Source organism: Hymenobacter fastidiosus (genome assembly GCF_039539565.1).
Classification (GTDB): domain Bacteria; phylum Bacteroidota; class Bacteroidia; order Cytophagales; family Hymenobacteraceae; genus Hymenobacter; species Hymenobacter fastidiosus.
Genome location: NZ_BAABDJ010000036.1, coordinates 89,868 through 111,511 on the forward strand (window position 1 = coordinate 89,868; position 21,644 = coordinate 111,511).

At 61.4% G+C, this 21,644-nt stretch carries 20 protein-coding genes and 1 tRNA gene; 12 read left to right on the plus strand and 9 right to left on the minus strand.

The window, feature by feature from the left end; genetic code table 11:
* Nucleotides 1-61 precede the first annotated feature (61 nt).
* Entirely contained in the window at nucleotides 62-1,138 is a 1,077-nt protein-coding gene (locus ABD833_RS15910; protein ID WP_345074308.1) for an LptF/LptG family permease, read from the plus strand.
* A gap of 112 nt (nucleotides 1,139-1,250) precedes the next feature.
* Nucleotides 1,251-2,183, plus strand: coding sequence for a DMT family transporter (locus ABD833_RS15915; protein ID WP_345074309.1), 933 nt, complete (start codon nucleotides 1,251-1,253; stop codon nucleotides 2,181-2,183).
* 15 nt (nucleotides 2,184-2,198) lie between these two features.
* On the opposite strand, the gene ispE is transcribed toward ABD833_RS15915, so the two are convergent.
* A complete protein-coding gene (gene ispE, locus ABD833_RS15920) occupies nucleotides 2,199-3,011 on the minus strand; it encodes a 4-(cytidine 5'-diphospho)-2-C-methyl-D-erythritol kinase (protein ID WP_345074311.1) in 813 nt (270 codons plus the stop codon).
* A gap of 146 nt (nucleotides 3,012-3,157) precedes the next feature.
* Here ispE and ABD833_RS15925 point away from each other — a divergent pair, with 146 nt between their 5' ends.
* From ABD833_RS15925 to ABD833_RS15945, 5 genes are all read left to right on the plus strand, one after another.
* Nucleotides 3,158-3,805 carry a sugar transferase gene (locus ABD833_RS15925; protein WP_345074313.1) on the plus strand — a complete coding sequence of 216 codons (648 nt, stop codon included), beginning with the start codon at nucleotides 3,158-3,160 and terminating at the stop codon, nucleotides 3,803-3,805.
* The gene (locus tag ABD833_RS15930) at nucleotides 3,802-4,497 is read left to right on the plus strand and encodes a NeuD/PglB/VioB family sugar acetyltransferase (RefSeq protein WP_345074315.1); all 696 of its coding nucleotides are present in this window, start codon (nucleotides 3,802-3,804) and stop codon (nucleotides 4,495-4,497) included. Before ABD833_RS15925 ends, ABD833_RS15930 begins: the two co-directional genes overlap by 4 nt.
* A 272-nt stretch (nucleotides 4,498-4,769) precedes the next feature.
* Nucleotides 4,770-5,918, plus strand: a complete 1,149-nt coding sequence (locus ABD833_RS15935) for a DegT/DnrJ/EryC1/StrS family aminotransferase (RefSeq protein WP_345074316.1) — start codon at nucleotides 4,770-4,772, stop codon at nucleotides 5,916-5,918.
* 124 nt (nucleotides 5,919-6,042) lie between these two features.
* Nucleotides 6,043-7,179, plus strand: a complete 1,137-nt coding sequence (locus tag ABD833_RS15940; RefSeq protein ID WP_345074318.1) for a helix-turn-helix domain-containing protein — start codon at nucleotides 6,043-6,045, stop codon at nucleotides 7,177-7,179.
* Between the two features lie 27 nt (nucleotides 7,180-7,206).
* On the plus strand, nucleotides 7,207-9,042 hold the full coding sequence (locus ABD833_RS15945) for a serine hydrolase domain-containing protein (RefSeq protein WP_345074319.1): 1,836 nt from the start codon (nucleotides 7,207-7,209) through the stop codon (nucleotides 9,040-9,042).
* A gap of 57 nt (nucleotides 9,043-9,099) precedes the next feature.
* On the opposite strand, the gene ABD833_RS15950 is transcribed toward ABD833_RS15945, so the two are convergent.
* The 4 genes from ABD833_RS15950 to atpD form a co-directional block, all read right to left on the minus strand.
* Complete coding sequence (locus tag ABD833_RS15950; RefSeq protein ID WP_345074320.1) at nucleotides 9,100-10,221, minus strand: trans-sulfuration enzyme family protein; 1,122 nt, start codon at nucleotides 10,219-10,221, stop codon at nucleotides 9,100-9,102.
* A gap of 92 nt (nucleotides 10,222-10,313) precedes the next feature.
* Entirely contained in the window at nucleotides 10,314-11,393 is a 1,080-nt protein-coding gene (locus ABD833_RS15955; protein WP_345074321.1) for an AI-2E family transporter, read from the minus strand.
* A gap of 145 nt (nucleotides 11,394-11,538) precedes the next feature.
* Nucleotides 11,539-11,784, minus strand: a complete 246-nt coding sequence (gene atpC / locus ABD833_RS15960; protein WP_345074323.1) for an ATP synthase F1 subunit epsilon — start codon at nucleotides 11,782-11,784, stop codon at nucleotides 11,539-11,541.
* 105 nt (nucleotides 11,785-11,889) lie between these two features.
* A complete protein-coding gene (atpD, locus tag ABD833_RS15965) occupies nucleotides 11,890-13,395 on the minus strand; it encodes a F0F1 ATP synthase subunit beta (protein ID WP_345074324.1) in 1,506 nt (501 codons plus the stop codon).
* Between the two features lie 266 nt (nucleotides 13,396-13,661).
* Between atpD and ABD833_RS15970 the strand changes: the two genes are divergently transcribed.
* The 4 genes from ABD833_RS15970 (at nucleotide 13,662) to pth (ending at nucleotide 16,472) form a co-directional block, all read left to right on the plus strand.
* A tRNA-Gln gene (locus ABD833_RS15970) sits at nucleotides 13,662-13,734 on the plus strand.
* 185 nt (nucleotides 13,735-13,919) lie between these two features.
* Nucleotides 13,920-14,849 (plus strand): ribose-phosphate pyrophosphokinase, encoded by a 930-nt coding sequence (locus ABD833_RS15975; protein WP_345074326.1) that lies wholly within the window; start codon nucleotides 13,920-13,922, stop codon nucleotides 14,847-14,849.
* A gap of 303 nt (nucleotides 14,850-15,152) precedes the next feature.
* The gene (locus tag ABD833_RS15980; protein WP_345074328.1) at nucleotides 15,153-15,725 is read left to right on the plus strand and encodes a 50S ribosomal protein L25/general stress protein Ctc; all 573 of its coding nucleotides are present in this window, start codon (nucleotides 15,153-15,155) and stop codon (nucleotides 15,723-15,725) included.
* Nucleotides 15,726-15,905: 180 nt separating this feature from the next.
* Nucleotides 15,906-16,472 (plus strand): aminoacyl-tRNA hydrolase, encoded by a 567-nt coding sequence (gene pth / locus ABD833_RS15985; RefSeq protein ID WP_345074330.1) that lies wholly within the window; start codon nucleotides 15,906-15,908, stop codon nucleotides 16,470-16,472.
* Between the two features lie 201 nt (nucleotides 16,473-16,673).
* Here the strand turns inward: pth and metG are convergent, their stop codons facing one another.
* Complete coding sequence (metG, locus tag ABD833_RS15990; RefSeq protein WP_345074332.1) at nucleotides 16,674-18,719, minus strand: methionine--tRNA ligase; 2,046 nt, start codon at nucleotides 18,717-18,719, stop codon at nucleotides 16,674-16,676.
* Nucleotides 18,720-18,930: 211 nt separating this feature from the next.
* Between metG and ABD833_RS15995 the strand changes: the two genes are divergently transcribed.
* Nucleotides 18,931-19,548, plus strand: a complete 618-nt coding sequence (locus tag ABD833_RS15995) for a hypothetical protein (RefSeq protein ID WP_345074334.1) — start codon at nucleotides 18,931-18,933, stop codon at nucleotides 19,546-19,548.
* Nucleotides 19,549-19,617: 69 nt separating this feature from the next.
* Here ABD833_RS15995 and ABD833_RS16000 read toward each other — a convergent pair whose 3' ends face one another.
* The 3 genes from ABD833_RS16000 to msrB form a co-directional block, all read right to left on the minus strand.
* Nucleotides 19,618-19,947 (minus strand): hypothetical protein, encoded by a 330-nt coding sequence (locus ABD833_RS16000; protein WP_345074335.1) that lies wholly within the window; start codon nucleotides 19,945-19,947, stop codon nucleotides 19,618-19,620.
* An 89-nt stretch (nucleotides 19,948-20,036) separates the two neighbouring features.
* On the minus strand, nucleotides 20,037-20,840 hold the full coding sequence (locus ABD833_RS16005) for a DUF3050 domain-containing protein (RefSeq protein ID WP_345074337.1): 804 nt from the start codon (nucleotides 20,838-20,840) through the stop codon (nucleotides 20,037-20,039).
* Nucleotides 20,841-20,995: 155 nt separating this feature from the next.
* Nucleotides 20,996-21,553 carry a peptide-methionine (R)-S-oxide reductase MsrB gene (msrB, locus tag ABD833_RS16010; RefSeq protein ID WP_345074338.1) on the minus strand — a complete coding sequence of 186 codons (558 nt, stop codon included), beginning with the start codon at nucleotides 21,551-21,553 and terminating at the stop codon, nucleotides 20,996-20,998.
* Nucleotides 21,554-21,644 lie beyond the last annotated feature (91 nt).

Here is a 21,644-nt window from a genome sequence, read left to right on the forward strand (position 1 = left end):
GGCCGGCAGAAGCACAAAAAAATCAGCGAAATCAGGCCTAATCTGCGCAAATCAGCGATTTATGAAGCTGCTCGACAAATACATTATCCAGAAGTTTCTCACCTCGTTTTTCTTTACGGTGGTGGTGCTGGTGGCCGTTATCTGCGTGATTGACTTCACGGAGAAAAACGACGACTTCATTCAGCACAACCTGTCGGCGGGCAAAATTATTTCGGAGTATTACCTCAACCTGTTTCCCTACTACGCTAATCTGCTGAGCCCGATTACGGTGTTCATCTCGGTGGTTTTCGTGACGGCCCGGCTGGCGGCGCGTACCGAAATAGTGGCTATTCTGGCCAGTGGCGTAAGCTTCAAGCGCCTGCTGCTGCCCTACCTGATGGGGGCTACCGTTATCAGCGCCGTCACGTTCGGGCTCATTGGCTGGGGCATCCCGAAGGCGAACAAAACCCGGGTGGCCTTCGAAAAGAAGTATATCAAAAACCCCTTCCGCTACGACGCCCGCAACATCCACATCAAGATTGGCCCGAAAAGCTACGTCTACATGGAGAGCTACGACAACAGCAGCAACGTGGGCTACAAGTTCGCGCTGGAAACCATCGACGGCACCGTGCTCAGGCGCCGCATGACGGCCGACGCCATCAGCTGGGACTCCACGCGCCGGGCCTGGCACCTTTCCCCTCAGCTGGTGCGCACCTTCAACGGCCCGCAGGAAAGCCTGCGGACCGTAGCGGCCCGCGACACGACGCTGAACCTGTTCCCGAAGGACTTTGCCAGCACCTACCGTCTTTCCGAAACCCTGACTTTGCCGGAGCTGAACCGCTACATTCAGCAGAAGATCGAGCGCGGGGCCGACGATACCCAGATATACCTGAGCGAAAAGTACGAGCGCTACGCTTACCCCTACGCCATCTTCATCCTGACCACCATCGGCGTGGTGCTGAGCGCGCGCAAGTCGCGGGCCGGCGTGGGGGGGCAGATTGCGCTGGGCTTCGTGCTGGCCTTCGTCTTCATCATCTTCGTGATTCTGAGCCGCAACCTGGCCCAGGTCGGGGATATGTCGCCGATGCTGGCCGCCTGGGTACCGAGCATCGTGTTCACCGTTATCGGCGCGGCCCTGTACCGGTTCGTCCCCCAATAGGTGAACCGGTGAGGTTGGGAAATGGTGATTTTGAGGTTTTACCGGCGCGAACGGCGCAGGCAGAACCTTAAACTCACCATTTCCCAACTTTACCAGTTCACCACTTCACCTTATGCTCAAAGACTACCTGCGCCTGCACTTTATTGTCCTGCTCTGGGGCTTCACGGCCATTCTGGGCAAGCTCATTTCAGTGCCGCCGGTAGAGCTGGTATTCTGGCGCACGCTGCTGGCCTCGGCGGGCCTGGTGGTTTTACTGACGTTGCGCCGGCGGAGCTGGCGGATTCCGCTGGCTGATGCGGCCCGGCTGCTGGGCGTGGGCGCGCTGGTGGCCGCCCACTGGATTACCTTTTTCCTGGCGGCGCGCCTGTCGTCGGTCAGCGTGTGCCTGGCGGGCATGGCCACGCTGGCGTTGTGGACGTCGCTGCTGGAGCCGCTGCTGCTGTGGCGCCGGGTGCGGGCCTACGAGGTATTTCTGGGCCTGCTCACCATGGTGGGGCTCTATCTGGTGTCGCAGGCGGAGTTTGACCAGCTGCTCGGGCTGGGCGTAGCCATTGTGTCGGCGGGACTGTCGGCGCTGTTCAGCGTGCTGAACTCGCGGCTGGTGAAGCAGCATTCGCCTTTGCGGCTCACGCTCTACGAAATGCTGGGAGCCTGCCTGAGCATCGTGCTGTTTATGCCCGTCTACTCCCGCTATTTCACCGCAGGCGCGGGGTTGCAGCTGGCCTGGCACGGCTACGACTGGCTCTGGCTATTCCTGCTGGCGGGCGTGTGCACCGTGTACGCCTTTTCCTCGTCGGTGGAGCTGATGAAGCGGCTGTCGGCCTTCGTGGTGAACCTGACCGTCAACCTGGAGCCGGTCTACGGCATCATTCTGGCCGTGCTGCTTTTCTGGCTGGGCATCCCGGGTTTTGATAAGGAAAAGCTGTCCGGCGGCTTCTACCTCGGCACCCTGGTTATCCTGTTCAGCGTCCTCATTCACCCCGTGCTGGACCAGTGGATGCAGCGCCGCCGGCGCAAAGCCGAGCCGACGGAAGCCGTAGGGTAACCCCAGCCTCCGGCCTTACAGCACTCCGTCCCAAACCAGGTAGCCGTCGGCGACCGGAAATTCCGGCGGCAGCTCCCGACCCGGAAACAGCCCGTACACTGCCGACCCCGACCCCGACAGGCTGGCGTAGGTAGCTCCCGCATCGTAAAGCGCCTGCTTGATTTCGCCCAGCACCGGGTAGAACGGCGTCAGGGCCTCCTCAAAATCATTGCTGACCGTGGCGCGCCAGGTTGCCAGCGGCTGGGCCAGGCTGGCGCGTAGCTCGTGGCGCGGCGGGCGCGGCGTCACGCGGCCGTACGCTTCCGCCGTGCTGATGTGCAGGCCGGGGTAGATGACTTTGCAGGCCGTGCCGGTCAGGTTCAGGTCGATGGACTGAAATACGTCGCCTTTCTCGTGGGCCAGCACGGGTTGATTGCGGATGAAAAAGGCGCAGTCGGAGCCGAGGCGGCGGGCGTAGTTTTCCAGCGCTTCGGGAGTCAGCTTTAAGTCAAAAAGCTCGTTCAGGGCGCGCAGGGTGAAGGCCGCGTCGCCGGAGCCCCCGCCCAGGCCGGCCCCGATGGGCACGACTTTATGCAGGTGCAGCTGCACCGGGGGCAGGCTGAAATCGGCTTGCAGCAGCTCGTAGGCCCGCCAGCACAGGTTGGTGGCCGGGTCGCCGGGAATGGGAATACCGGTGAGGGTCAGCTGATTTTCCGGGGCGGGCAGAATTTCCAGCGCGTCGCACCACGGCAGGGGCACAAACACCGATTCCAGGGTCCGGAAACCATCGGGGCGCCGGCCGGTGACGTAGAGGCCCAGGTTGAGTTTGGCATTCGGAAAAACGAGCATAGGCGGCGGCGGACAGGAAACGACGAGCAGGTAGCGGAGGCATGGCGGCTCCCACCGGAGTGGACCGGGGCCGCAAGCTACGGCCCCGACTACAGAAAAAGGATATTTTTGCCCCGCCCGGAGTCTGCCGGCGCTAACATTCGCGTATGTCTTCCACCCAACCCACCAACTGGTACCATAGCTGGGGCAAGCGCAGCCTCGACCTGGGGCTGGCACTGCCAGTGGCTCTGCTCACCTTCCCCCTGCTGGGGCTGGCGGCCGCGGCGGTGGCGTTGCAGAACCGGGGCCGGGTGCTGTTTCGCCAGCTGCGGCCCGGCCGGCACGGCGTCCTTTTCCCCCTCTACAAGCTCCAGACCATGACCAATGCCCGCGACGCCCGGGGTCAGCTGCTCCCCGACGCGGCGCGGCTCACCCGCCTCGGCCGCTGGCTGCGGGCCACGTCTGTTGATGAGCTGCCCCAGCTCTGGAACGTGCTGCGGGGGGATATCAGCCTGATTGGCCCCCGGCCTTTATTGCCGCACTATCTGCCGCTGTATTCGCCCGAACAGGCCCGCCGCCACGAGGTGAAACCCGGCATCACGGGCTGGGCGCAGGTGAACGGCCGCAATGCCATTTCCTGGGAGCAGAAATTCAGCTACGACGTCTGGTACGTGAATAACCTGTCGCTGGCCCTCGATTTACGTATCCTGCTCCGTACCATCCGCCGCGTGCTGAGTGGCCGCGACGTCAGCATGCCCGGCCAGGCGACTACCGAAGCCTTCCGCGGCTCTCCCTCTTCGACTTCTTCTCTATGACCCAGCTTTTCTTTTCGGAATACCACGACGAAGACAACCCACCCCTGCGGCCCCTGGTCATCGTAGGCGCCGGCGGCCTGGGCCGGGAAGTGCGGGTGCTGGTTGAGCAGCTCAACGACCAGCAACCTACCTGGAACCTGCTGGGCTTCTACGACGACGTGCGGCCAGCTTCCGCATCCCCACTTCCGCTGCCCTACCTGGGTACGGTGGCGGACCTGAACGCCACTGCGGAGGCGGTGGCCGTAGTCGTGGCCGTGGGCAACAGCCATTCCCGCGCCGCCGTGGCCGCCCGGCTCACGGCCGCCCACCTGTCGTTCCCAACGCTGATTCACCCCAGCGTGGCCCGGGCTCCTTACCAGCAGCTGCACTTCGGGGAAGGCTGCCTTATCAGCCAGGGCTGCATTCTGACCACCGACATCCGCCTGGGCCGGCACGTGTTGCTCAATCTGGGCTGCACCATCGGCCACGATGCCGTGCTGGAAGATTTCTGCTCCCTGATGCCCCACGCCAACGTGGGCGGTGAAGCGTATCTGGAAGCCGCCGTGTACCTGGGCACCAATGCTACCGTTATCAACCGGGTGCGCGTAGGGGCGCGTACCATCGTCGGAGCCGGGGCCGTGGCCGTGCGCGACCTGCCCGCCGATTGCACCGCCGTGGGCGTACCGGCCAAGCCAATGAGCAATGAGCAATGAGCAATGAGCAATTATTGAAGCTGTTTAGAAAGTCAGGAAGTCTGTCATCCTGAGCGCAGCGAAGGACCTTATCACGGCTGAACGGTACCCGCTCGATGAACTATCAGGCGTGATAAGGTCCTGCGCTGCGCTCAGGATGACAACCGCTTAGAAAAACCGACTTTCTAAACAGCTTCATCAGCTATATCTCACTCTGCTGCTCCTGGTTGTTGTCAATTTCCCCCTATCTGATTGTTGGTAATTGCTCATTGTTAATTGCTCATTGATCTACCATGCGTAGCCAGGATTACGACCGACTGTATCTTTCTCCACCCCACCTGGGCCGCCACGAGCTGAACTACGTGCACAAGGCCATTGAGGACAACTGGGTAGCGCCGGCCGGACCCAACCTGGCGGGCTTCGAGGCCGATATTTGTGCCGCTACCGGCGCAGGGTACTGCGTGGCCCTGACGTCGGGCACGGCCGCTATTCATTTGGGGTTGCTGCTGCTGGGCGTAGAGCCCGGCGACGAAGTACTGTGTCCTTCCTTCACTTTTGTGGCCACGGCCAACCCGATTCTGTATTGCGGGGCCACGCCCGTATTTGTCGACAGCGAGGCGGCCACCTGGAACATCTGCCCTGACCGGCTGCGGGAAGCTCTTGCGGACCGGATTGCCCAGGGCAAAAAACCCAAAGCGCTGATTCTGGTCCACCTGTACGGCATGCCGGCCCGGCTGCCGGAAATCCTGGCTATTGCGGACGAGTATGCGGTGCCGGTCCTCGAAGATGCCGCCGAGGCCCTGGGCGCCCGCTTCCGGAATCAGCCGCTGGGCAGCTTCGGCACCGTAGGCGTGTTTTCCTTCAACGGCAACAAGATTCTGACTACCAGCGGTGGCGGGGCCCTGGTGACGAATGACGCGGCACTGGCCCAAAAAGCTCTCTTTCTCGCCACTCAGGCCAAGGACGAGGCGCCCCACTACCAACACTCCGAAGTAGGCTACAACTACCGCCTGAGCAACATCCTGGCCGGCATCGGCCGCGGGCAGATGGAACTGCTGGAGGCCCGGGTGAAGCGCCGCCGCGAGATTTTTGCCTGGTACCAGGAGCATCTCGCCGGCCGGCCCGGCCTCACCGTAGCCCTGGCCCCGGAACCCGCCGGCAGCCACTCCAACCGCTGGCTGACGACTATTCTGCTGAACCCGGCCGCAACCTCGGCTACCCCCGAAACCCTGCGCCAGCACCTCGAAACGCGCAACATTGAAAGCCGCCCGCTCTGGAAGCCGCTCCACCTGCAGCCGCTGTTTGAAACGACGCCTATGTACGGCGGGCAGGTGGGTGCCGACCTTTTCGCCCGCGGCCTGTGCCTGCCCAGCGGCTCGGCCATGACGGAAGCGGACCTGCGCCGGGTTGCGGAAGCCGTGCGGCAAGGGTTAGGCCAGTAAGCCGGTAAGCCGCCGCTGCTGCCCGCGAGGGTAGACGAAACAACTTGCCGGCCGGCTTGTACCTTTAGCTGTACCCTGACTGTACCCTGACTGTACCCTGACTGTACTCTGGCCCGCCGCTGCCATGCTCGTTCACGTTGACTTCAGCGTTATCCTGCACCTGTTCTGCATCGGGCAGGGCCTGACAACGGCCGCGTACCTGCTCACGGCCGGGTCCCGGACGGCGGGTAACAAGTGGCTGGGCCTGCTGCTGCTGGGCCTGACCCTGCAGGTAGCCGACTACTTCCTGAGCCGGTCGGGAATCTACTACCGGCACCGCTGGCTGTACTTCACGCCCCTGTTTTTCTCGTGGAGCTTCGGGCCGCTGCTGTGGACCTACGTGCGGACCCGCTACGCGCCGGGCCGGGGCCTGGCGTGGCCGCATTTTCTGCCGGTGGTCGTGCAGGGGCTGTTTTACGGGGTGATTTCGCTGCAGTCGTTCGATACGAAAACGTGGTTCTGGCTGATTGTGCACAAGCCCGTAACCCGCTACGTGGAACACTACGGCGCCATCGTCTCCATTCTGAGCTACCTGCTGCTGGCCCTGGGCTTTCTGCGGCAGCACGCTCCGGCGCTCCGCTGGCCGCGGCACGTGCTGCTGGGGCTGGGCGCGTTCTACCTGGCCGCCGCCCTCGACCCACTGGTGAACAGCTATTACCTTCCCGCCGGAGCGCCTAAGTTTTACCTGACCAGTCTGGTGCTGCCGGTACTGGTCTATGGGGTGGCGCTGATGAGCTGGCTTAAAAGCCCGAGCGCCGCCAGTCAACCACAGCCGGAGCCAGCGTCTGCCCTGGGGTTGGTGCCGGCGACTCCGGTCCGCCAGGCCGTTGAGCCGGGGCCGCCAGTAGATGGGGAGCAGCTGACCCGGGTGGTTCAGGCGCTGGAGCAGGAAGAGCTGTTCAGGAATCCGGAGCTGACTTTGGACGGACTGGCCCAGCACCTGGAGCTCACGCCCAACACCGTTTCGCAGCTGCTCAACGCCGGCCTGGGCCAATCCTTCCACGACGTGGTGAACGGCTACCGGCTGGCCGAAGTGAAGCGCCGCCTGCTGACCAACGATGCCCGCCGGCTGACGGTACTGGCCCTGGCGCTGGAAGCGGGCTTCAACTCGAAGACCACCTTCAACCGCGTATTCAAGGAAAAGACCGGCTTTACGCCCAAAGAGTACCAAAAGAAGTACCATCCTACCCGTTGGGACGACTCACTAGCGGCTCCCGGCTAGGTTTGGGGCACACTAACTCACCAGCCCATGCGCCTGTTCGTCTGCCTTCCGCTGCTGCTGTGCGGCCTTAGCCCCGCCCTCGCCCAACCCTCGACCCCGGTGCCGCCGCCCTTGCCGCGCACCGTGGCGGCCCGCATCCGGCAGGTCGAAAACAGCCTGCTGCCCTACGTGCCCGTGCAGGGGCTGGCGGGCTGGAACCTGGTTGAGCGCATGAAGCACCACCGCGTGCCGGGCCTCAGCATCGCCGTAATCCGCAACTATAAAATAGACTGGGTGAAGGCCTACGGCTGGGCCGATACCACGGCCCGCACGCCCGTGACGCCGGCTACGCTGTTTTCGGCCGGCTCTATCTCGAAGCTGGTGGCGGCCGGCGCGGCTATGGCGCTGGTGCAACAGGGCCGGCTGGATCTGGATGCGCCCGTCAACACGTACCTGAAATCGTGGCAGCTGGCCGAAAACGACTTCACCCGCGCCCGGCCCGTCACGCTGCGCCTGCTGCTGAGCCACCAGGGCGGCACCAGTCAGTCGTCGTACTGGGGGTTCGTGCCGGGCAAGGAGCCGCTGCCTTCCGTGGTGGATATTCTCAGCGGACAGCCCCGGGCCGAATCCCGCCCCGTGGTGGTGAACCGGCTGCCGGGCACGGGCTTTCAGTACTCCGGCGGCGGCTACCTGGTGGCCCAGCTGGCCCTCACCGATGCCACCGGCCAGGACTTCGCGCCCCTGACCAACGCCCTGCTGTTCCGGCCCTTGAAGATGCGCGCCACCACCTTTGCCCAACCTCTGCCGACCGCTTTGCAGCGCCGGGCGGCCTGGGCGTATTCCGAAAACAGCTGGTTTAAGGGTATGCCCTACCTGTATCCGCAGCAGGCCCCGGCCGGCCTCTACGCCACCCCCACCGACCTGGCCCGGTTCCTGATTGAGGTGCAGCAGGCTTATCGAGGCAAAGGCAAAGTGCTGACGCCGGCCACGGCACGGGCAATGCTCACGCCCCAGGTCGAGGTTTCGGCCGGCACCTACCACGAGCAGATGGCGCTGGGCGCGTTCCTGCTCCAGCGCGCCGACCTCACCGACGAAAGCAGCCGCTATTTCGAGCATACCGGCGTGAATGCGGGCTTTGTGGCCTACGCCGTCGGCAGCGTGACGGGCGGCAACGGCGTGGTGATTATGATGAACAGCGACGGCGGGGCCGCCGAGCTGGGAAAAGAGCTGCGCCGGGCCGTGGCGAAAGTATACGGCTGGCCCGGCTTTCTGCCCCCGCCCATCCAGCCCGTGGTATTGCCGGCTCAAAATCTGGCGGCCTACGCCGGCCGCTACCAGCGTGGCCCCGACGAAGTGATATCCTTCCAGCAGCAGGGAAACTACCTGATCGAAACCATTAACGCGGGCAGCCCGATCCTGACTTTTCCCGTGGCGCCGGATACCGTTGCCTTCACCGATTACCCCATGAAAGGCGTATTTGAGCGCACCGCCACGGGCCAGGTTACCGGCTTTCGGATGCTGGGCGCCGACAAAGCCATGCCGCGGCTGGACGCCAGGGAGTTTCTGCCCAACGAGCTGCTGCGCCTGGGCCGCGTGCCCGAAGCCGTGGCCGGCTACCGCGCCCTGAAGCTCAACGAGTACCAGCTCACCTACATGGCCTACGAGCTGTATCATCGGGGAGCCGCTAATCTGCCGGCGGTGGAAGGGCTGCTGAGTCTGGCGCTGGAACAGTTTCCGCAGTCGGCCGTGGTGCACGCCCGCTGGGGCGACCTGTACGCCGTGAAGGGCGACACGCCCCGAGCCATCGGGGCCTACCAAACCGCCTTACGCTTCAACCCCGACGATAAAGACCTGCAAGAGAAGCTGCAGGGATTGATGAAATAACGGGCCCGTGGCAAAGACCGGCCCGGCCCCAGACCGGCCGCCCCAGGTTTCCCGACCCTATTCCAGCGCCTGCGCCAGATCAGCCAGCAACTCCTCCACCGGCTCAATGCCCACGCTCAGCCGCACCAGCCCCACGGTAATGCCCAAGGCCTGCTGCTGCTCCGACGTAAGGGAACGGTGCGAGGTGCCCAGCGGATACGACAGCGACGAATCAACCCCCGCCAACGACGGCGCGAACGGAAACCGCTGGCTACGGCGCATGAAGTCGTTCACCACCTCCGCGTCGTCGGGCAGCAGAAACGACATCATCCCGCCGAACTGCCCGGCACCCTGTTTCAGCGCCAAATCGTGCTGCGGATGCACGTCTAAACCTGGATAATTCACCTGCCGCACCTTCGGGTGCGTGGCCAGAAACCGCGCAATGGCCAGAGCGTTGGCGCTGTGCTCCCGCATGCGGATACGCAACGTTTTGAGCCCGCGCATCGCCAGCCAGCTTTCCATCGGGCTCAGCGTGAGGCCATAGAACACCCCGATCTGCTTCAGCCGCGCCGCCACCTCCGCGTCGGCCGCCACCACTACGCCGGCCGTTACGTCGCTATGGCCGCTGATGTATTTGGTTACGCTGTGCAGCGTAATGTCGGCCCCCAGCGCCAGCGGGCGGGTGAGGATGGGCGAGGCAAACGTATTATCGACCACCAGTTTCAGGCCGTGGGCGTGGCACTCAGTGGCCAGGCGGCGCAGGTCGGCTACGCGCAATAGTGGGTTGCTGATGGTTTCGGCCAGCAGCAGACGGGTAGTGGGCTGCACGAACCGGCTCAGGTCATAGAGCTGCTCGAATGGTACGTAGCTCACCGTGATGCCCAGGCGGCTCAGCTCCGCATTCAACAGCGCCGAGGAGCCGCCGTAGATGTCGGCGGCGCACAATACATGGTCGCCGGCCTGGCAATACCCCGTGATGGCGGCGAAAATGGCGGCCATGCCCGAGCCGGTGGCCACGGCGCCCGCGCCGCCTTCGAGCTGGTTCACCGCTTCGGCCAGCTCATCGGAGTTCGGATTGCCGTTGCGCGAGTAGAGGTAGCGGCTGCCCGGCTCCCCGAAATACTGCTCCAGCTCATTCAGGTCGTCGAATTTAAAAACCGAAGTCTGGTAGATCGGGGTGATTTTGGGTTTGATAAGCACAGGAGAAAGTTTGTGGAGTTGGAATTCAGCTAGCCGGCTATCGTCGTGAAATCTGCGCCTGGCCCGGATGGTGGTTGTTTTACTCGGGTACGCTACGGTTGTCCGGGGAGCTGCTTCACTTTTCGCGCCGCCAGTGCCGCCCGGTTTTCGCGCCGGAACACTTCCATCAGCACCAGAAAGTAGGAAACCAGCAGCGGCCCCACCACCAGCCCGATAATGCCGAAGATTTCGATGCCCAGCACCAGCCCCACCAGCGTTACCAGCGGATGAATGTCGCCCATACGCCTGGCCAGCACGATGCGCAGTACGTTATCCACGTTGATGATGACGATAAAGCCGACCAGCAGAATGCCCAGGGCCGACCCGGTTTGCCCCTGCGAGTATTGGTACACCGCCGCCGGCCCCCACACCAGCGGGGTACCCAGCACCGGTAGAAACGCCATGAAAAAGGCCACCACGCCCCAGAACAGCGGATCGGGCACGCCAAATAGCCACAGCACAAGGCCCGTGAGCACACCCTGCACCAGCGCCACCAGCACCTGCCCCAGCACGTTGGCATTCACGTTGTTTTTCAATGACTCGCCCAGCTCACCCATGGTATCACCGCGAAAGGGCAGGTAGCGGCGCAGCCCCAGCAGGAAGTAGGTTTCCTGCATAAACAGATAGTAGAGCGTGAACAGCATCAGCCCCACCACTACCAGGAAGTTGAGCGCGCCGCTGGCCAGCGTGGGTAGCCAGCCGCTCAGCTGTCGGGCGCCCTGCTCCAGCAGCTGCCGCACATTCTGCTGGGCAATCAGGCGCAGGCCGGTAGCCTGCTCCAGCTTGTGCAGCACAGCCAGAATCCGCTCCGGGTGCCGGGCAAAGACCAGCAGCCGGTCGATGAGCAGCGTGCTGAGGGCATAGAAGGGAATGACGAGCACGACCACCGTCACCAGCAGCACCCCAATCGTCACCAGCTGCCGGTTCCAGCGCCGGCGGTGCACCAGCGCCACCCACACCGGCCGGAAGATCACGAACAGAATACCCGCCCCCAGAAACGCCGTCAGGTACTGCGCCAGGCCCACCACAATCAGCGCGCCCAGCCCCAGCAGCGACACCACCAGCAGCACGTGCCGCTGCCGGGGCGTGTAGATGTTTTCGATGGCGGAGAAGAAGTCGGGGGGCAGCTGCATAACGAAAGCCGGACAAGCCTGAAACGTAAAGGTAATCGCCGCGGCCGCGGTGGCCCTACGGCCCGGCAGCGCGCCGGCTAGTTAGCAAAAAGCCGCTTCTGCGGGGCAGAAGCGGCTTTTTCAAGCAAATCGATTGGGAAATAGCTTAGGCTACTACGCCTTCCGCCAGCACAATCACGTTGTTGCGGAGCACTTCCACCACGCCACCTTCGATGCGGAAAGCCTCGCGGCCGGCAGCACTGCTCACCGTCACGTTGCCGGCCTTCAGCGCGCTGATGAGCGGCGCGTGGTTGTTCAGAACTTCAAACAGGCCGTCGGCCCCCGGAAACTGAGCCGAGCTAACCTCGCCCTCAAATACTTTCCGGTCCGGGGTGATGATTTCTAAATGCATCTTTTCTAATGTGAGAAATGTGGAAATGTGATGAATGTGCCGGTGAGAAGGTGAAATCAAAGCATTTTCACATTTCCCCCATCAGCACATTCCTCACATTAGAAATTACTTCGCTTCGGCCATCAGCTTGGCACCCTTGGCTACGGCATCTTCGATGTTGCCGACCAGGTTGAAGGCCGACTCGGGCAGGTGGTCGTACTTGCCGTCGATGATTTCGTTGAAGCCTTTGATGGTGTCCTTGATGTCGACCAATACGCCGGCGAGGCCGGTGAACTGCTCGGCCACGAAGAAGGGCTGCGACAGGAAACGCTGCACCCGGCGGGCGCGGTTTACGACCTGCTTATCCTCTTCGCTCAATTCGTCCATACCCAGGATGGCAATGATATCCTGCAGCTCCTTGTAGCGCTGCAGAATCTCCTTCACGCGCTGGGCGGTGTTGTAGTGCTCAGCGCCCAGAACTTCAATCGACAGAATGCGCGAGGTGGAGTCCAGTGGGTCAACGGCGGGGTAAATGCCCAGCTCGGCAATCTTCCGCGACAGTACCGTCGTGGCGTCCAGGTGAGCGAAGGTGTTCGCGGGGGCCGGGTCGGTCAAGTCATCGGCCGGCACATACACGGCCTGTACCGAGGTGATGGAACCGCGCTTGGTGGAGGTGATGCGCTCCTGCATGGCACCCATCTCGGTAGCCAGCGTAGGCTGGTAGCCTACGGCCGACGGCATGCGGCCCAGCAGAGCCGATACTTCCGAACCCGCCTGCGTAAAGCGGAAGATGTTGTCGATGAAGAACAGGATGTCGCGGCCGGCACCGGTGCCGTCGCCGTCGCGGAAGTTCTCCGCAATGGTGAGGCCCGACAGGGCTACGCGGGCCCGGGCTCCCGGAGGCTCGTTCATCTGGCCGAACACCAGCGTCGCCTGCGACTTGGCCAGCTCAGTCTGGTCAACTTTCGACAAATCCCAGCCGCCCTGCTCCATCGAGTGCTTGAACTCGTCGCCGTAGCGGATGATGTCCGACTCAATGAATTCGCGCAGCAAGTCGTTGCCCTCGCGGGTACGCTCGCCCACGCCGGCAAACACCGACAGGCCTTCGTAGGCCTTGGCGATGTTGTTTACCAGCTCCATGATGAGTACGGTTTTGCCTACGCCGGCCCCCCCGAACAAACCGATTTTGCCGCCCTTCACATAAGGAGCGAGCAAGTCAATTACTTTAATGCCGGTGTAGAGAATTTCCGACGACGTAGCCAGATCCTCGAAGGGTGGCGGCTGACGGTGAATCGACATCGGACCCGCGCTCTTAGGCTGCGGAATGCCGTCGATGGCATGACCAATTACATTGAACAGACGACCTTTCACCCCTTCGCCAGTGGGCATCGAGATGGGGGAGCCCAGGTCAATGACCTCCGCACCGCGGGTCAGGCCTTCGGTCGAGTCCATGGCGATGGTGCGCACACGGTCTTCGCCCAGGTGCTGCTGGCACTCCAGAATGACCACCTGGCCATTATCTTTCGTGACCTGCATTGCGTCGAGGATGTTAGGAAGCCTGGTGTTTTCACCAGCGAAGCTCACGTCCACAACGGGACCGATTACCTGGGTGATTTTGCCGTTATTCGCCATTGCGGTTGTTTATAGGTAAATGTTGCAACGTTTTCAGGCCGCAAAACTACGGCTTAATCCCCGCTTTGCCAAAGCTCGTCCGGCGGAAAGATTTACCCGGGCCGAACGCGTACGTCGTGGGTTGAAAATCAGCCCTTCAGCCTTCTTTAATGGACTTTTAGGACGGGAGGACAGAAAGTTTTCCGGAAAAATAGTTGCCGGAAAATTTGCCCCGAATGAATCCCGTAGTACATTTGCAGACCCAAACAGAACACGGTTTGGCATTTTGTCCGATGGTGTAACCGGCAACACGCTTGATTTTGATTCAAGAAAGTCCAGGTTCGAGCCCTGGTCGGACAACTCCCTAAGTAACGCGAAAGGCGCTGATCCTTCCTCCCCGGAAGAATCAGCGCCTTTCGCTTTTGGCATTGCTGATGCCACCGATTGAACGCTGATTTCGCCGACCTCTCGACGCCTCCGCGCTCCATCAGCGAAATCAGCGGGTAATCAGCGGCATCAGTGATTCATCTTCATTCCCCTTGGCCATGTCACAGCAGGTTAAAATCTTCGCCGGAAACGCCTCGCCCGAACTCGGGCTTAAAATCGCCGCAGCCTTCGGTCAGCCCCTGGGCGACCTGAGCATCCAGCGCTTCGCCGATACCGAGCTGGGGCCCAGCTTCAACGAAAGCATCCGCGGCTGCGCGGTTTTTCTGATTCAGAGCACCAACCCGCCGGCCGAAAACCTGATGGAGCTGATGCTGATGGTGGATGCCGCCAAGCGCGCCTCCGCCGCTTCGGTAACCGTGGTGATGCCCTACTACGGCTACGCCCGCCAGGACCGCAAAGACAAGCCCCGCGTGAGCATCGGGGCCAAAGTGGTGGCCGAATTCATCCAGAGCGTGGGCACCGACCGCCTGATGACCTGCGACCTGCACGCGGGGCAGATTCAGGGCTTTTTCGATATTCCCGTCGATCATCTGGACGGCGCCACGGTACTCGCGCCCTACATCAAGTCGCTGAACCTCGACGACCTCATCTTTGCTTCGCCCGACGTGGGCGGCGTGGTCCGGACCCGCGGGTTCGCCAAGAAGTTCGGGGCCGAAATCGTGGTCTGCGACAAGATGCGCCTGCGGGCCAACGAAATTGCTTCGATGCAGGTTATCGGCGACGTGACGGGCATGAACGTAGTGCTGGTCGATGACATCGTGGACACGGCCGGCACGATCTGCAAGGCCGCCGAGCTGCTGATGGAGCGCGGGGCCAAATCGGTGCGGGCCGTGATTACCCACGCCGTGCTGAGCGGTCCGGCCCACGAGCGGATTCGCAATTCCGCTTTGGAAGAGCTGATTGTGACCGATACCATTGCCCTGCGCGAAGAGAACCCCAAAATCAAGGTCATTTCCCTGGCCGAGCTGTTTGCGCGGGCGATTCATAACGTCGTATCGCACGAGAGCATCAGCTCACTGTTTGTGTAGTATCCCCAAAGTCGTCTGTTATTCTCCCTCTGGCGTCCGCTCGTAAAGGCCCTGCCTCCTCGACTCTGACAACCATTGTTTAACGAGCAAAGCCCTTTACCATACCCCGGTAGAGGGCTTTGCTCGTTTACGAAGGCTCATTACCTTATCCGAGGCAGGTCCTTCGCTTTGCTCAGGATGACAGATGATTATATATGCAGCCTTTTCAATCCCGAACTATCCGCCTATCTTTGCGGCCCGTTTGGGGCTGATTTTCAGCCTTGGCGGAATTCACACCATCATTTTTTTCAAAAACACCAGCTTATGAAAAGCCTCGAGATTGTAGGGTTTAAAAGAGCGAATCTCGGTAAGAAGGATGCTAAAGCGTTGCGTCTTGACTCGTATGTGCCGTGCGTATTGTACGGTGGCACCGAGCAGGTTCACTTCTCGTCCCCAGCCATCCTCTTCCGCGAATTGCTGTACACGCCCGAAGCCCACATCGTTGATCTGAACGTGGAAGGCACCATGTACCGCGCTATCGTGCAGGACGCCCAGTTCCACCCCGTAAACGAAATGCTGCTCCACGTTGACTTTCTGCAACTGGAAGAAGGCAAAGAAGTGAAGATGGACATCCCCGTGAAGTACATCGGGGTTTCGCCGGGCGTACTGGCCGGTGGCAAGCTGGTGAGCAAGCTGCGCAAAGTGAAAGTAAAGGCTCTGCCCGAGCACCTGCCCGACTACGTGGAGGTGAACATCGCGGCCCTTGAGCTTGGCAAGTCGGTAAAAGTAAGCGAGGTCGTTGCTTCCGGCTACACCATCCTGACCAGCGGCGCGGCGCCGATTGCCACGGTGGCCATCCCACGGGCGCTGAAAGGCACCCTGGCTACCGACAAGTAAGGCCTGCACCACGGATTCGCGCGGATTTTTCGGATTCCGCGGATTTTGTGGACGACTTACCTGAATTATCCGGAAAGCCGCTCCAACGTTGGAGCGGCTTTTTTGTGGGCTCAGGCGCCCTGAAGTAAGCTGGCCTTCCCAGCTACGAAATCCGATTACTCCGTCTAATCCGAAAAATCCGTGGTCAGGACATTGGTTCTTTGCCTGGGCAATATTGGCCCCGAATACGCCGACACGCGCCACAACATCGGCTTCATGGTAGCTGATTATCTGGCGGCCAAACACGATGCCCGCTTTGAAATAGGCCGTCATGCTTTCGTAACGGAAATCAAGGCCAAGGGTAAAATGTACGTGCTGGTAAAACCCACCACCTACATGAATTTGAGCGGCAAAGCCGCGGCGCATTACCTGACCAGCCTCAAGCTGGAAAAGGAGCAGCTGCTGGTGGTAACCGATGATCTGGCGCTGCCCTACGCCAAGCTGCGGCTCAAAGGCAAAGGCTCGGCCGGCGGCCACAACGGCCTCAAGTCCATCCAGGAAATCATCGGCAGCGACGAATACGCCCGCCTGCGCTTCGGCGTGGATGCTAACTTCCCCAAAGGCCGGCAGGTAGATTATGTCCTGGACCCTTTCTCCGCCGACGAGCGGATTGATTTGCCCTTACACATCGAAAAAGCCGCCGACGCCGTGCTGGCGTTTGGGGCGCTGGGCATTGAGCGGGCCATGAACGTGGTGAACGTGAAGTAAGAGCCTCACCCCCTTTCCTGAAGAGGGGAGCCTGATGGCATGAACGCACAAAAGCCAACTGCTTCGCAACAGTTGGCTTTTGTATCCCGGATATTCCCGAATCAACTCGTACCCGGGCGGGGTCAGAGGCGAAAGCCGATGACTCCGCCCGGGTGCGTCCTAAGGCTCCTTTCTCCTCTTGGAGCGGGGCCGGGGGTGAGGCTACGCCACGAAGCTGCCCGGCTTCACCGGCTGGCCGGGCTGCATGAGTTGGAGCGTGCCGTCGGCGTCTTCGGCCATGAGCAGCATGCCCTGGCTCTGGATGCCCTTGATTTCGCGGGGCGCTAAATTCAGCAATACCAGTACCTGCTGCCCTACCAGCGCTTCGGGAATAAAGTGTTCGGCGATGCCGCTGACGATGGTGCGCTGCTCGAGGCCGGTATCGACGGTGAGCTTGAGCAGCTTTTTGGTTTTGGCCACTTTTTCGGCGGCTACCACCGTGCCCACGCGCAAATCCATGCGGCCGAAATCATCGAAGCTGATGTCTTCTTTCGCCGGGGCGGTAACGGCATTGGCCATTTCGTTGGCCTTTTTTGTGTCGAGCAGCTTCTGTACCTGGGCTTCTACCGTGGCATCCTCAATCTTGTCGAAGAGCAAAGCTGCCGCGCCAATTTCATGGCCCGCAAGCAGCGCATCGGGGCGGCCCGCCGCCTGCCACGTACCCTTTTCAATACGGAGCATTTCACCCAGCGTAGCGGCGGAAGCGGGCAGGAAAGGCTCCAGCAATGTGACGAGTCCGGCGGCAATCTGCAGCGCTACGTGTAGCACCGTGCCGGTGCGCGCTTCGTCGGTTTTAATTAATTTCCACGGCTCCGTTTCAGCCAGATATTTATTACCGGCGCGGGTCAGGTTCATCAGTTCGTGAAGCGCGTCGCGGAAGCGGTAATGCTCAATCAGCTCGCCGATGCGCCGCGGAAACCCAGCTAACTGCGTCAGTACTTCGCGGTCGATATCCTGTAATTCGCCCCCGATGGCGGGTACCTGGCCGGCGAAGAATTTGTGCGTCAGCACTACGGCGCGGTTCACGAAATTACCGAGGTTGGCAACCAGCTCATTGTTGTTGCGCGCCTGAAAATCTTTCCAGGTGAAGTCGTTGTCCTTGTTCTCCGGCGCGTTGGCACAAAGCACGTAGCGCAGCACGTCGGCTTTGCCGGGGAAATCCTGCAAATATTCGTGCAGCCACACGGCCCAGTTACGGGACGTCGATATTTTGTCGCCTTCCAGATTCAGGAATTCGTTGGCGGGCACATTGTCGGGCAGAATATAGTCGCCGTGGGCCTTAAGCATCGCGGGAAATATGATGCAGTGGAACACGATGTTGTCCTTGCCGATAAAATGCACCAGCTTGGTACCACTGTCTTTCCAATACGTTTCCCAGGTGTCGGGCAGCAGATCCTTGGTGGCGGAAATGTAGCCGATAGGGGCATCAAACCACACGTAGAGCACTTTGCCGTCGGCACCTTCCACCGGCACGGGCACGCCCCAGTCCAGGTCGCGGGTCACGGCGCGGGGGTGCAGGCCCTGGTCGATCCAGGATTTGCACTGCCCATACACGTTGGCTTTCCAGTCGGACTTATGGCCTTCCACAATCCACTCGCGCAGCCACGGCTCGTACTGGTCGAGCGGCAGATACCAGTGTCTGGTTTCGCGCAGCACGGGCTGGTTGCCGCTGAGCATGGAGCGCGGATTAATCAGGTCGTTGGGGCTGAGGGAGGAGCCGCACTTCTCGCACTGGTCGCCGTAGGCGTTGTCGTTGCCGCAGTTCGGGCAGGTGCCCACGATGTAGCGGTCGGCCAGAAATTGTTCGGCTTGCTCGTCGTAGTACTGCTGCGAAGTCTGCTCAATGAATTTTCCCTCTTCGTACAGCTTGCGAAAAAAACCGCTGGCGACCTCGCTGTGCGTCTGGGAAGAAGTACGCGAGTAAATGTCGAACGACACGCCGAAATCAGCGAACGAGTCGCGGATAATTGCGTGGTATTTATCCACTACCTGCTGGGGCGTAATGCCTTCCTTCTGCGCCCGGATGGTGATGGGCACGCCGTGCTCATCGGAGCCGCAGATGAACCTGACATCACGGCCTGCGGAGCGCAGATAGCGCGCGTAAATATCGGCGGGCAAATACACGCCGGCCAAATGCCCGATATGCACCGGACCATTTGCGTAAGGCAGCGCCGCCGTGACGGTATAGCGTTGGAAATCAGCTTGCATGAGAAACAAAAAAGACAAACAAAAGTGTAGGATGGGAAGCGTTGGTGCGCGCAACCCTGGCAGGAAGCAGGACGCAAATAAACGAGGAAAAGCAGGAATTAATGGCCCGAAAACAACCCGGTATCGTTTGAGTACTGAATTGCTCTATATTTGAGCACAAGCCCGCCAAGTCAGGCTTTTTTTGAACCCTACTTTCTCACCACCCTCGCCCATGAAAAAAGCTGCTCAAGATCAACCTGAAAAAAAGGGCAAAAAAGATCCTGCTCAAAAGGCCCAGCGCCAAGCGGCTAAAGCTGCGGCGCAGGCAACGGATACGATGAGCGGCGTGAAGGCCGGTAAAAAAGCGGATCAGAAGAAGTCGCTCAAAATTGCCGCCAAGCAATTGCAGAAGGAACTGGACGGCCGCATCTCGGAAGTAGTGAAACGCATCCGCAAAGAAACGAAAGCCAAACTGAAGGAAGTCGTAAAAGATGCCACGCGTCGGTTGGACCAGGACACGGAGCGGATGTTTGAGCAGGCTCTGCACACCATAGTGCGTCACAACGACAGTGGCACTCCCGCCGCCTCCGACAGCATTTCCACCGCGCCTGCTTCTACCGCCACTTCTCCTGCAGCCCCGAAAAGAAGCCACGCGGCCAAGGTATCCAAGCCGGCAACGGTCAATACCAACGGCGTCCTGCGCAAGCCCCGGACCACGGCTACCGCGGCCGCCAGTGCTGCTCCGGCCAGCCGAAATGTCAAACCTGCCGTCAGCCCTACCAAGCGCCGCCCGAAGAGTACGGGTAGTGCCGCTGCCGACGCCCCCGATACGGCCGGTGATGCCAGCTAATCAGCGCGGTTAAACATCCTCCAGCTGCAAAACGGCCCGTTCCCTTCGAAGGAGCGGGCCGTTTTGCGGTCAGGGGCGGCGCAGGGTGTCAGCCGGAGCATCGTTGAGGCGACGCATCCGGGTTTCGGGGGTGGTATTGTTCGGGTCGTTGGTATTGAGCGTTTCCACCCGTTTGCGGGCATTGGTGCCGCTGGCCTGCTCGCCCAGATTTACCCGGCCGGGCGTGGCATCCGGCACGGCGCCCCCGTAACCGGCCCCACTGTTGTAAACGGCCTTACGGTCGGCGTCAGAACGAATTTTGGTGGGTACCGGCGCCCGGTCAACTTCAGCGGCACTCTCCTGGGAAGTGGTACAGGCACCCAAAAAAGCACTCAGCCCCAGAGTGAAGCTCCGGCACAAGAATCTACGGCAGGTTGTCATTGGGCAGCAGCTGAAAGCCGGCTCGGTGCTGAGCCAGCTTTGCTACAACGCGCTTTGCAACCTGGAAGTTAGTTTATACCCGGTGCGGCCACGCTCAGCGTCTGGCGAATCCCGTTCCAGAGGGCCACGCGGGCTTGCATGCACCGGCTGGCTACGTCCTGACAGTCAGCCCAGCGCTGGGCGTCGGTACCGCACAACTCGCGCACCATCTGCTCCGCCAGCGGCGTATGCACTTCCTCATCCAGCTGAATGTGCCGGTCGAGATAATACGCGAACGTGTCGAGCTGGCCGGGAAAACGCTGGTGCAGATCGGCAATCAGGTGGCGGAACATATCCGGAATAACGTCTTCGCGGCCGAAGGTAAAGGCGGCGGCTACGGCGTGGGGCTGGCCCGAATTGATAATACTGAACGTGCTGAGCACGAACTGCTGCACGGCGTAGGGCGCATCGGCCCGCAGCAGCGCCTGTTCCACCGACTCGCCCACCGACAGCGCATCGAGCAGACGGCGGATGGGCTGGGTGTCGGCCCCGCATTCTTCCATGGCCCGCAGGTAGAGCTCGAAATGGCTGGTGGGCCGGCCGTGCTGATCCACGTCGGTTTCCTCTTCCAGCACGATTTCGTTGATCAGGCGGCGGGTGGCGGCGTTGCCGCGCGGCACCCACGGCACCGTCACGCAGGTCAGGTCGCGCTGCAGGCATTTGAGCAGGGACATAAAGTCCCAGACGGCAAACACGTGCTGCTGCATAAACTGGCGCAGGTCATCGAGGGAGTTCAGGCTTTGGTAGACGCCGTGCGCAATAAGCTGCGCCCGGGCCGGGGCCAGCTGCTCGTGCAGCACTTGGATAGGGTCAGTGGCGGTGGTAGTGGTCATGAGCGGGAGGCGGAACCGGAGTCCGCAGTTGGTGAAGTCAGACAGCCTGAATAAGCGCAATGGCGCTACAAAGTTCAGGCGGTATTTTTCGGCTATAAAGCATGACCGGCCGGCAGAGGCTGCCGGCCGGTCATGCGCGGGAAGCATATGGGGGCCTACTGCTTCTCGAAGATCATGGCGTCCGAGTCCATGCAGTAGCGCTGGCCGGTGGGCTTGGGACCATCATCGAATACGTGACCAAGGTGGCCGCCGCACTGGGCGCACACAATTTCGTCGCGGCTCATCCCCAGGGTGCCGTCGGCAGTTACCTTCAGGCTGCCGGCGGCAGCCGGAGCCCAGAAGCTGGGCCAGCCGGTGCCCGACTCAAACTTGGTTTCGGACGAGAAGAGCAGGTTGTGGTCGGCGGCGCAGTAGTAGCTGCCCTTCGCGTGGTTGTCGTGGTACTTGTTGGCGAAGGGCCGCTCGGTGCCCTGCTGGCGCAGGATAAAGTACTGCTCCGGCGTGAGCTGCCTGCGCCACTCCGCATCGGTTTTGGTTATCGGAAACTCGTTGGGCTGGCCCGTGACCAGCGCGGGCTTGGGGTAAGCGCTGGCCGCCGCCGTGGGTTGGGTGGCGGCCTGGGGCTTTTCGGTGGCCACGGCCTGCCGCTTCTGGGAGCAGGCCGAGCCCAGCGTAAGGACGAAAAAAAACAGAATCAGAACGGAGGAACGCATACGTAGAAAGAGGATTAAGTCAGAATACCAGGCCGGCAGGGCTGCCGCGCCACTGCTCAAACATACGCGGCGGGTATTGGGTTCGGTTCGG

Coding starts and splice junctions, on each gene's coding strand:
- ABD833_RS15910 (WP_345074308.1), top strand. CDS start 62: ATGAAGCTGCTCGACAAATACATTATCCAGAAGTTTCTCACCTCGTTT.
- ABD833_RS15915 (WP_345074309.1), top strand. CDS start 1,251: ATGCTCAAAGACTACCTGCGCCTGCACTTTATTGTCCTGCTCTGGGGC.
- ispE (WP_345074311.1), bottom strand. CDS start 3,011: ATGCTCGTTTTTCCGAATGCCAAACTCAACCTGGGCCTCTACGTCACC.
- ABD833_RS15925 (WP_345074313.1), top strand. CDS start 3,158: ATGTCTTCCACCCAACCCACCAACTGGTACCATAGCTGGGGCAAGCGC.
- ABD833_RS15930 (WP_345074315.1), top strand. CDS start 3,802: ATGACCCAGCTTTTCTTTTCGGAATACCACGACGAAGACAACCCACCC.
- ABD833_RS15935 (WP_345074316.1), top strand. CDS start 4,770: ATGCGTAGCCAGGATTACGACCGACTGTATCTTTCTCCACCCCACCTG.
- ABD833_RS15940 (WP_345074318.1), top strand. CDS start 6,043: ATGCTCGTTCACGTTGACTTCAGCGTTATCCTGCACCTGTTCTGCATC.
- ABD833_RS15945 (WP_345074319.1), top strand. CDS start 7,207: ATGCGCCTGTTCGTCTGCCTTCCGCTGCTGCTGTGCGGCCTTAGCCCC.
- ABD833_RS15955 (WP_345074321.1), bottom strand. CDS start 11,393: ATGCAGCTGCCCCCCGACTTCTTCTCCGCCATCGAAAACATCTACACG.
- atpC (WP_345074323.1), bottom strand. CDS start 11,784: ATGCATTTAGAAATCATCACCCCGGACCGGAAAGTATTTGAGGGCGAG.
- atpD (WP_345074324.1), bottom strand. CDS start 13,395: ATGGCGAATAACGGCAAAATCACCCAGGTAATCGGTCCCGTTGTGGAC.
- ABD833_RS15975 (WP_345074326.1), top strand. CDS start 13,920: ATGTCACAGCAGGTTAAAATCTTCGCCGGAAACGCCTCGCCCGAACTC.
- ABD833_RS15980 (WP_345074328.1), top strand. CDS start 15,153: ATGAAAAGCCTCGAGATTGTAGGGTTTAAAAGAGCGAATCTCGGTAAG.
- metG (WP_345074332.1), bottom strand. CDS start 18,719: ATGCAAGCTGATTTCCAACGCTATACCGTCACGGCGGCGCTGCCTTAC.
- ABD833_RS15995 (WP_345074334.1), top strand. CDS start 18,931: ATGAAAAAAGCTGCTCAAGATCAACCTGAAAAAAAGGGCAAAAAAGAT.
- ABD833_RS16005 (WP_345074337.1), bottom strand. CDS start 20,840: ATGACCACTACCACCGCCACTGACCCTATCCAAGTGCTGCACGAGCAG.
- msrB (WP_345074338.1), bottom strand. CDS start 21,553: ATGCGTTCCTCCGTTCTGATTCTGTTTTTTTTCGTCCTTACGCTGGGC.